Raw genomic sequence first — 9,084 nt, 5'->3', positions numbered from 1 at the left:
CAGCCTCGGGAGGCTCAGCAGTTCGGCACCGGGTCGGTGTCCGTGTCGCTCTGACTCGAATTAAGTTACGCAGCCACGAACGCGAAGTCAAATCGGCTGGTCAGAGCCGGTTTTGGACACCGTCCATGATCATCGGGGTCGATCATGGACGCCAGTCCGCAGGAAACCAGCTCGGAGCCGCGGTGGCGAAGCGGTCACGGTCCCACTGCCCGGCGCCGGCGGGGACTGCGCCGAGCAGCCCGGTCTCGGTGACCCGGGGCAGGTCGTCTCGATTGCAGAGCGAGGCGAGGTCGGGTTCCGCCGGCCAGGATCCGATGACCAGCCCGGCGCAGGGCACGCCGGCCGCGGCCAGGGTGCGCGTGGTGAGTTCACTGTGGTTGAGGGTGCCGAGTCCGGCGGCGGCCACGACGAGAACCGGTGCGCCGAGCTTCTGCGCGAGGTCGAGCAGCGTGAACTCCCCCATCCGGACGAGCAGCCCGCCCGCGCCTTCGACCAGGACCAGGTCGGCGTCGCGCAACGCGTCGACCGCGGCGACGGTCTCGTCGAGGGACAGCAGAGGCATGCCCGCGCGCCGGGCGGCGGTATCGGGGGCGAGCGGTTCCGGATAGCGGGCGAGTTCGAGGGTGCGGGTCACGCCGGACAGCCGGGTGATCTCGGCGAGGTCACCGGGTTCGCCGGGGGCGATGCCGGTCTGGGCGGGCTTGCATACCGCGACCGACCGGCCCGCCGCTTGGGCGGCGGCGGCCACGGCCGCGGTGACGACCGTCTTGCCGACATCGGTCGACGTGCCGCTGATCAGCAGGAGGCTCATGCCGTCACCACTTCCTTGCCGCGGGCCTGGGCGAGCACCTCGCCGAGGACGTCGGCGATGACGTCGAGCTCGGTGGGCGTGAGGTTCGCGCGGGCGGTCAGCCGCAGGCGGGAGGTGCCTTCGGGGACCGACGGCGGACGGAAGCAGCCGACATCGAGGCCGCGGGCCCGGCAGGCCTGCGCGGCGTCGAAGGCGAGCTGGGCCTCGCCGAGCACGACGGAGACGACCGCGGATTCGGGTTCCGGCACCCCGGCGATCCGCGCGATATCGGCCGCGCGGTCGAGCACCCGTGACGCCATCGCTGGGTCGCGGCACAGGAGACCGAGCGCGGCGCGGGCCGCGCCGACCGCGGCGGGAGCGAGGCCGGTGTCGAAGATGAAGGTGCGAGCGGCGTCGATCAGGTGGGCACGGATCCGCGCGTCGGCGAGCACGACCCCACCCTGGGCGGCGAACGCCTTGGACAGGGTGGCGGTGATGACGAGGTCCGGTTCACCGGCCAGGCCCATCTCGTGGACCAGACCGCGACCGCCCGCGCCGCGCACACCGAGCCCGTGCGCTTCGTCGACGATGAGGACAGCGCCGTTGGCCCGGCTCACCCTGTGCAGATCGGCGAGCGGAGCCAGGTCGCCGTCGGCGCTGAAGACCGAGTCGGTGAGGACCAGCGCGCGTTCTTCGGGGCGCTCCGCGAGCAGGCGTTCGACCGCGGCGACATCACGGTGCGGGGCGATCTCGACCCTGGCCCGCGAGAGCCTGCACGCGTCGACCAGGGAGGCGTGACTGCCCGCGTCGGAGACGACGAGGGTGCCGCGTCCGGCGAGCGCGGTCACCGCGCCCAGGTTCGCTGCATAACCGGACGCGAAGACCAATCCCGTTTCCGCGCCGACGAATTCGGCCAGTTCGGCTTCGAGCTGCGCGTGTTCCGCGGTCGTCCCGGTGACCAGGCGGGAACCGGTGGACCCGGCACCCCAGCGGCGCACTGCGGCGATCGCGCCCTCGACGACCTCGGGATGGCGGACCAGTCCGAGATAGTCGTTGGAGGCCAGATCGATCGCGGGCGACTCGGCGGCGCGCACGCGCAACTGCCTGCGTAGCCCGGCGTCGACCCGCTCGGCCGCGCGCTCGTCCAACCAGTTCAACGGATCCGTAATCACAGGTGAGGAGCTTACTTGAACACCGTTCAGGGGCGTCATCCGAGCGAGGCCTTGATCGCGGCGCGCACGGCGCCGGTGATGGTGGCGATGTCGTCGGTGGTGCTGATGAAGGGCGGCATCGTGTAGACGAGATTGCGGAACGGGCGCAGCCAGGCGCCCGCGTCGACGGCGGCGTCGGTGGCCGCGCGCATGTCGACCGGTTCGGTGAGCTCGACGACGCCGATCGCGCCGAGCACCCGTACGTCGGCGACGCCAGGCAGTCCGGCGATCGGTTCCAGGCCCACCCGCAGCTCGGACTCGATCCGGGCGACCTCGCCGCGCCAGTCCCGTGAGCGCAGCAGTTCGATCGAGGCCACCGCGACGGCGCACGCCAGCGGGTTGCCCATGAAGGTGGGCCCGTGCATCAGACCGCCGTGCGCCGCGCTGATCGTCTCGGCGATCCGGGCGGTGCACAGCGTGGCGGCGAGGGTGAGGTAGCCGCCGGTCAGCGCTTTGCCGACGCACATCACGTCGGGCGCGACGCCGGCGTGGTCGGCGGCGAACAGCGCGCCGGTGCGCCCGAATCCGGTGGCGATCTCATCGAAGACGAGCAGGACGTCGTTCTCGTCGCAGATCCGGCGCAGTTCGGTGAGATAGCGCGGATCGTGCCAGCGCATTCCGCCCGCGCCCTGGACGACCGGCTCGACGATGACGGCGGCCAGCTCGTCGCGATGGGCGGCGACGGAGCGTTCGAGTTCGGCGACGTAGTCGGTTTCGAAGCTCACCGGTGGTGTGGGGACGAAGACCTGCTCGGTGAGGACGTCGGTCCACAGCGTGTGCATGCCGCCGTCGGGGTCGCACACGCTCATCGGGGTGAAGGTGTCGCCGTGGTAGCCGCCGCGCCACGTCAGCAGCCGGTGCTTGCCCGGCTTGCCGACACCGCGCCAGTACTGCAGGCACATCTTCGCCGCGACCTCGACCGAGACCGAGCCGGAATCGCAGAGGAACACCTTGTCCAGCCCCGTCGGGGTGATCTCGACGAGCAGCTGGGCGAGCCGGGTCGCCGGTTCGTGGGTGAGGCCGCCGAACATCACGTGACTCATCCGCTGCGACTGCGCGAGCAGCGCGGCGTCGAGCACCGGGTGCCGGTAGCCGTGCACGGCCGCCCACCAGGAGCTCATCCCGTCGACGAGCTCGCGGCCGTCGGCGAGGGTGAGCCTGGTGCCCGCCGCGCTCGCGACGACCAGCGGTTCGGTGGTCGCGGGGAAGCCGCCGTAGGGATGCCAGACGTGGTCGGCATCGAGAACGGTGATCTGCTCGGGAGTCAGGTCCACAGGTTTCCTCGTCGTCGTCCGGTGCCGCCGGGGCGACGGCCTTGAACACCGTTCAAGTTATCACCTACGGTTCGCGGCCGACGGGCTGATCGGCGATGACTCCGGGAATGCGCGCCAGCGCGGTGCGAACCTCGCCGAGTGTGACCCCACCGAGTTCGGCCGCGATCGCCTCCTCGATCCGGCGAATGTGCTCGCCCGCCAGGGCGAGAGCCTTGGCGCCCGCCGCGGTCGCGACGATCAGCCGCGCCCGCCGGTCCGCCGGGTCGGGGCGGCGCTCCACATAGCCGGATCGCTCGAGGTGCGTGACGAGTTCGCCCATCGACTGCTGAGTCATCCCCGCCGCCTCGGCGAGCGCGGTCACCCGCGAGCCACCAGGTTCCAGATACCGGAACACGGCGTAGTGCGCGGGGCGCAGATCGGTCCCGAGCCCGGCACGCAGCCGATCGTTCAGCTCGCGCTCATAGGCATCGGTCGCCTGGACCAGCAGTTTCAGCAAGGTCGGGGGTCGATCCATTGACATGATACGAAGGTTACCTTTATACCTGGACTATGGCTGACATCGGCACCGTCCTCACCTTCCGCAACGGGCATCGCGTGACACTGGTCGACCGTGGCGCCGACGACCAGGGCGCCTATCTGCGGCTCGAGCACGTGCTCCCCCACATCGGGCGCGAAGCGGGCCCGCACTGGCATCCCGAGCTCAGCGAGACCTGGACGATTCGCACCGGCCGGGTCCGGTTCCGGATCGACGGCACCGAGATCGTCGCCGGACCGGGCGACACCGTGACCGCCCCGGCGCGCGCCGTGCACGAGTTCTGGAACGAGGCCGAAGACACGGTCATGGATCACGTGATCCGCCCGCCGCTGCGGCACTGGGAGATGTTCGAGTTCTGGAGCGGTCTCGACAACACCCACCGGACCACCGCGAGCAAGCTGCCGCGCAACCCACTCGCCCTCGGCCTGCTCTGGGAGTACCAGGACGGCTACCTGGCCGGTCCGCCCGTGCGGTTGCAGCGGCTGATCTTCGGCGGACTGGCAGCGCTGGCCCGCCGCACCGGCTACGCCCGGCGGCTGCGCGCGGCCACGGGCGGGCCCGATGCCCACTGACCAGGCGTGACGAAGCACCCACCGGACATCCGCGCGGGCGGGGACCGGATTCCTCTACTGTCGTAGCATGTCGAGCCCGAACGACCGATCCGGTGAGGTGACCCCACTGGGCGTCTGGCCCGGCACCGCCTATCCGCTGGGCGCCACCTACGACGGCGCGGGCACGAACTTCTCGGTGTTCTCCGAGGTCGCGACCAAGGTCGAACTGTGCCTGATCGCCAAGGACGGCTCCGAGACCAGGGTGAATCTCGACGAGGTCGACGGGTACGTCTGGCACGCCTATCTGCCCGCCGTCACGCCGGGTCAGCGGTACGGCTTCCGCATCCACGGCCCCTATGAGCCGGAGCTCGGCCTGCGCTGCGATCCGAGCAAATTGCTGCTCGATCCGTACGGGAAGGCCTTCGACGGACAGTTCGTCAACGATCCGTCGCTGTATACCTACGGACTGGATTCGCTGGGCCACACCATGACCGGGGTGGTGATCAACCCGTTCTTCGACTGGGGCGCCGACCGGCCGCCGAAGCGGCCGTATCACGAGACGGTGATCTACGAGGCGCACGTCAAGGGCATGACGATGACGCACCCCGACATCCCCGAGGAACTGCGCGGCACCTACGCGGGCCTGGCGCATCCGGCGATCATCGGACATCTGAAGAGCCTGGGCGTCACCGCGATCGAGCTCATGCCGGTGCACCAGTTCTTCCACGATCACGTGCTGACCGATCAGGGCATGCGAAACTACTGGGGCTACAACAGCATCGGCTACCTCGCCCCGCACAACCAGTATTCGGCCCGACCGCGTGGCGATGCCGCCGTCGCCGAATTCAAGGCCATGGTGCGCGCGATGCACGCCGAGGGCATCGAGGTGATCCTCGACGTGGTCTACAACCACACCGGCGAAGGCAACCATCTCGGCCCCACCCTCAGCCTGCGCGGCATCGACAATGCCGCGTATTACCGGCTCGACGAGACCGACCCGGAGCTCTACAAGGACTACACCGGCACCGGTAACAGCCTCAATGTGCGGCATCCGCACACGCTGCAGCTGATCATGGACTCGCTGCGCTACTGGATCCTCGACATGCACGTCGACGGTTTCCGGTTCGACCTGGCCGCGACGCTGGCGCGCGAATTACACGACGTGGACCGGCTTTCCGCGTTCTTCGACCTGGTGCACCAGGACCCGATCGTGAGCCAGGTCAAACTGATCGCCGAGCCGTGGGATGTGGGCGAGGGCGGCTATCAGGTCGGCAACTTCCCGAGCCTGTGGACCGAATGGAACGGCAAGTATCGCGACACGGTGCGCGACTACTGGCGCGGTGAACCGGCCACGCTGGGCGAGTTCGCCTACCGGCTGACCGGCTCGTCGGACCTGTACGAGTCGACCGGCCGTCGCCCTGGCGCGAGCATCAACTTCGTCACCGCGCACGACGGGTTCACGCTGCGGGATCTGGTGTCCTACAACGAGAAACACAACGACGCCAACGGCGAGGGCAACCGCGACGGGGAGAGCTACAACCGGTCGTGGAACTGCGGCGTGGAGGGCCCGACCGACGATCCGGCGATTCTGGAATTGCGGGCCCGCCAGCAACGCAATCTGCTGGCCACCCTGATCCTGAGCCAGGGCACGCCGATGCTGGCCCACGGCGACGAGATCGGCCGCACCCAGCTCGGCAACAACAATGTGTACTGCCAGGATTCGCCGCTGGCGTGGATGGACTGGTCGCTGGCGCGGACCAATGCCGACCTGCTCGAGTTCACCCGCTCGGTGATCGCCCTGCGCACCTCCCATCCCCTCTTCCGGCGACGCCGTTTCCTGGCCGCAGGTCCCGGTGACGGACAGGACCGCAAACGCGAGATCGCGTGGTTCACGCCCGGCGGTGCCGAGATGACCACCGACGATTGGCACAGCGGCTTCGGCAAGTCCCTGGCCGTGCTGCTCGACGGTGACGGGATCCCCGAACCGGGACCGCGGGGCGAACGCATCAGCGACGATTCGTTCCTGCTGTGCTTCAATGCGCACGACGAAGCGCTCGAGTTTGTGCTGCCAGGACCGGAGTTCGGTGCCGAATGGACGCTTGCCCTGGATTGTTCGACCCCCACCGGCACGGCCGACGCGGTCCATCCCGCGGCCGCGTCGCTCCCCGTCCCCAGTCGCTGCCTGCTCGTCCTGCGCCGAACCGCCTAGCCGAAACGATGACCGAGACCTACGTGACCGATCCGCTGACCCTGCTGCATCGCGCGCCCATCCGGCCGAGCACGGTGCGCAGTACCTACCGGCTGCAACTGCGGCCGGACGCGCTCACCTTCGCCGATGCCCGTGCCATCGCCGAATATCTGCAGCAGCTGGGTATCTCACATCTGTATCTTTCGCCGATCCTCACCGCGACGCACGGCTCGACGCACGGGTACGACGTCACCGACCCCACCACGGTGTCGGCGGCGCTGGGCGGCCCGACCGGTCTCAAAGCACTCTCGGACGAAGTGCGCAGCCGCGGGATGGGTTTGATCGTCGACCTGGTGCCCAATCACGTCGGCGTCGCCGATCCGCGGCAGAACCCGTGGTGGTGGGATGTGCTGCGCAACGGACAGAAATCCAAGTACGCCAGGTACTTCGACATCGACTGGAGTCCCGGCAACGGCGCGGGCGGCCGGTTGGCGCTGCCGGTGCTGCAGAACGAGAACGACCCGGCCGCGCTGACGGTCGACCGCTCGGGGCCGGAACCGATGCTGGCGCTGCACGATCTGCGGTTCCCGATCGCGCCGGGCACCGACGGTGACAACGCGCTGCGCATCCACGACCGCCAGCACTACCGGCTGGTGAGCTGGAAGGCAGGCGTGTGCACTTACCGGCGGTTCTTCGCGGTGAACAGCCTGGCCGCGATCCGCCAGGAGGACCCCGAGGTCTTCGAGGCGACCCATCGCGAGCTCGCCGCCTGGTGCGAACACGATCTCATCGACGGTGTGCGGGTCGACCACCCGGACGGCCTGTCGCACCCCAGCGCGTATCTGACCCGGCTGCGCAGGCTGATCGGCCCGCAGCGGCTGCTGCTGGTGGAGAAGATCCTCGCCAACCGCGAACCCCTCGACGCGACACTTCCGGTGGATGGCACCACCGGGTACGACGCGCTCGCCGACCTCGGCGGTGTGCTGATCGACCCGGCGGGCGAGGCGACGATGACCGAGCTGTCCCAGCACGTCGCCGGGCACGGCAGCGACCGGGCGTGGTTCGGCGAGACCGAGCACCGGATCAAGCGCGCGGTGGCGGAAACCATTCTCGCGCCGGAGATCCGGCGGCTGGTCGCCGCGATCAAACGCGACGGGAACGCGGGCAGTTTCGACACGCTCGCGGTGAGCAACGCGACCATCGAGGTGCTGGCGTTCATGCCGGTGTACCGGGTGGACTACGCGCCGCTGGCCGGGATCACCGCGGCCGTGGTCGCCGAGGTGGAGAAGCGCAATGCCGAGCTCACCGCGCCGCTGTCGGTGCTGGTGACCGCGCTGGCCAAGGGCCGCGAGGCGGCGACCCGGTTCTCCCAGGTGTGTGGCGCGATCACCGCCAAGTCGGTCGAGGACACCATGTTCTACCAGGGCGCGCGGCTGGTGTCGCTCCAGGAGGTGGGCGGCAATCCGGCGCGATTCGGCCACTCCGTCAACGACTTCCACCTGTCCAACAGCGAACGCTCGCAGCGATGGCCCGCGACCATGACAACCCTGTCGACCCATGACACCAAGCGCGGCGAGGACGTGCGCGCCCGCATCGGGGTGCTGTCGCAGGTGGCCGACATCTGGTCGCAGCGGGTGCGCGGCTGGCTGGAGACGACGCCGGCACCAGACGGTGCGACGGCATTGTTCCTGTTGCAGAACATGTTCGGGGTGTGGCCCGCCGACGGGCGGCCCGCGTCGTCGGTGCCCGGTCTGCGTGATCGGCTGCATCTGTTCGCGGAGAAGTCGATTCGCGAGGCGGGTGTCAAGACCTCGTGGGAGGAGCCGGACGCGCAGTTCGAGGCTGCGGTGCACGGCTGGCTGGACGCGGTGATCGACGGTCCGGTCGGTACCGGTATCGGCGATCTGGCTCATGAGCTCGCACCGCATGCCTGGTCGGATGCGGTGGCGCAGAAGCTGTTGCAGCTGTGCGGTCCCGGTATCCCGGATATCTACCAGGGCACCGAACTGTGGGAGGACTCCCTCGTCGACCCCGACAACCGGCGGCCGGTGAATTTCGCGGTCCGCGCCGGTTTGCTCCAATCCCTGACCGAGCCACCGACATTGGACACCACAGGCGCGGCGAAGATGTGGGTGGTCGCCTATGCGCTGTGGTTACGCAGGGAGCGGCCGGAGTGCTTCGTCGGCGGGATCTATCTGCCGCTGTATGCCGTCGGAGAGCACGCGCAGCGGCTGGTCGCCTACGGTCGCGGACCGGCGGGCGAGGCGCCCGAGGTGATCGTCGCGGCGACCAGGCATTCCGTCGGGCTCGCCGCGACCGGCTGGCTCGATACGACACTGCAACTGCCGGAAGGCAATTGGATCGATCGGCTGACCGGCAACACCTTCGCGGGCAGCGTCCGGATCGACAAGCTGTTCGCCCGTCTCCCGGTCGCGCTACTGGTGCGCTGATATTCGCTCACGGCCGGGCAGCTGCTCGTCGGGAACGGCCATGTCGATGACGGTACGCCGCACGAAACGCGGGGCCACGATGTCG

Annotated in this window: 7 protein-coding genes; 3 read left to right on the top strand and 4 right to left on the bottom strand. The window is 69.3% G+C overall.

Going from position 1 to position 9,084, the window contains the following annotated elements; genetic code table 11:
* Positions 1–142 precede the first annotated feature (142 nt).
* From bioD to ACFWF2_RS32885, 4 genes are all read right to left on the bottom strand, one after another.
* A complete protein-coding gene (bioD, locus tag ACFWF2_RS32900; protein ID WP_379311381.1) occupies positions 143–811 on the bottom strand; it encodes a dethiobiotin synthase in 669 nt (222 codons plus the stop codon).
* A complete protein-coding gene (locus tag ACFWF2_RS32895; protein WP_379311380.1) occupies positions 808–2,001 on the bottom strand; it encodes an 8-amino-7-oxononanoate synthase in 1,194 nt (397 codons plus the stop codon). The genes bioD and ACFWF2_RS32895 overlap by 4 nt, the downstream gene beginning before the upstream one ends.
* Entirely contained in the window at positions 1,998–3,275 is a 1,278-nt protein-coding gene (locus tag ACFWF2_RS32890; protein WP_379311379.1) for an adenosylmethionine--8-amino-7-oxononanoate transaminase, read from the bottom strand. Before ACFWF2_RS32890 ends, ACFWF2_RS32895 begins: the two co-directional genes overlap by 4 nt.
* 64 nt (positions 3,276–3,339) lie before the next feature.
* On the bottom strand, positions 3,340–3,795 hold the full coding sequence (locus ACFWF2_RS32885; RefSeq protein ID WP_379311378.1) for a MarR family winged helix-turn-helix transcriptional regulator: 456 nt from the start codon (positions 3,793–3,795) through the stop codon (positions 3,340–3,342).
* Positions 3,796–3,824: 29 nt separating this feature from the next.
* Here ACFWF2_RS32885 and ACFWF2_RS32880 point away from each other — a divergent pair, with 29 nt between their 5' ends.
* The 3 genes from ACFWF2_RS32880 (at position 3,825) to treY (ending at position 8,999) form a co-directional block, all read left to right on the top strand.
* Positions 3,825–4,382, top strand: a complete 558-nt coding sequence (locus ACFWF2_RS32880) for a cupin domain-containing protein (RefSeq protein ID WP_379311377.1) — start codon at positions 3,825–3,827, stop codon at positions 4,380–4,382.
* 67 nt (positions 4,383–4,449) lie between these two features.
* Positions 4,450–6,570 carry a glycogen debranching protein GlgX gene (gene glgX / locus ACFWF2_RS32875; RefSeq protein WP_379311376.1) on the top strand — a complete coding sequence of 707 codons (2,121 nt, stop codon included), beginning with the start codon at positions 4,450–4,452 and terminating at the stop codon, positions 6,568–6,570.
* 8 nt (positions 6,571–6,578) lie between these two features.
* Complete coding sequence (gene treY / locus ACFWF2_RS32870; protein ID WP_229740398.1) at positions 6,579–8,999, top strand: malto-oligosyltrehalose synthase; 2,421 nt, start codon at positions 6,579–6,581, stop codon at positions 8,997–8,999.
* Positions 9,000–9,084 lie beyond the last annotated feature (85 nt).

Source organism: Nocardia sp. NPDC060259 (assembly GCF_042728775.1).
Classification (GTDB): Bacteria; Actinomycetota; Actinomycetes; order Mycobacteriales; family Mycobacteriaceae; genus Nocardia.
Note: the sequence above shows the minus strand (reverse complement) of the source record. Positions and strands in the feature narration are given on the sequence as shown.

Bases quoted from the DNA above. Each gene is read 5' to 3' on its own strand.
- bioD (WP_379311381.1), bottom strand. From the start codon at position 811: ATGAGCCTCCTGCTGATCAGCGGCACGTCGACCGATGTCGGCAAGACG.
- ACFWF2_RS32895 (WP_379311380.1), bottom strand. From the start codon at position 2,001: ATGACGCCCCTGAACGGTGTTCAAGTAAGCTCCTCACCTGTGATTACG.
- ACFWF2_RS32885 (WP_379311378.1), bottom strand. From the start codon at position 3,795: ATGTCAATGGATCGACCCCCGACCTTGCTGAAACTGCTGGTCCAGGCG.
- ACFWF2_RS32880 (WP_379311377.1), top strand. From the start codon at position 3,825: ATGGCTGACATCGGCACCGTCCTCACCTTCCGCAACGGGCATCGCGTG.
- glgX (WP_379311376.1), top strand. From the start codon at position 4,450: ATGTCGAGCCCGAACGACCGATCCGGTGAGGTGACCCCACTGGGCGTC.
- treY (WP_229740398.1), top strand. From the start codon at position 6,579: ATGACCGAGACCTACGTGACCGATCCGCTGACCCTGCTGCATCGCGCG.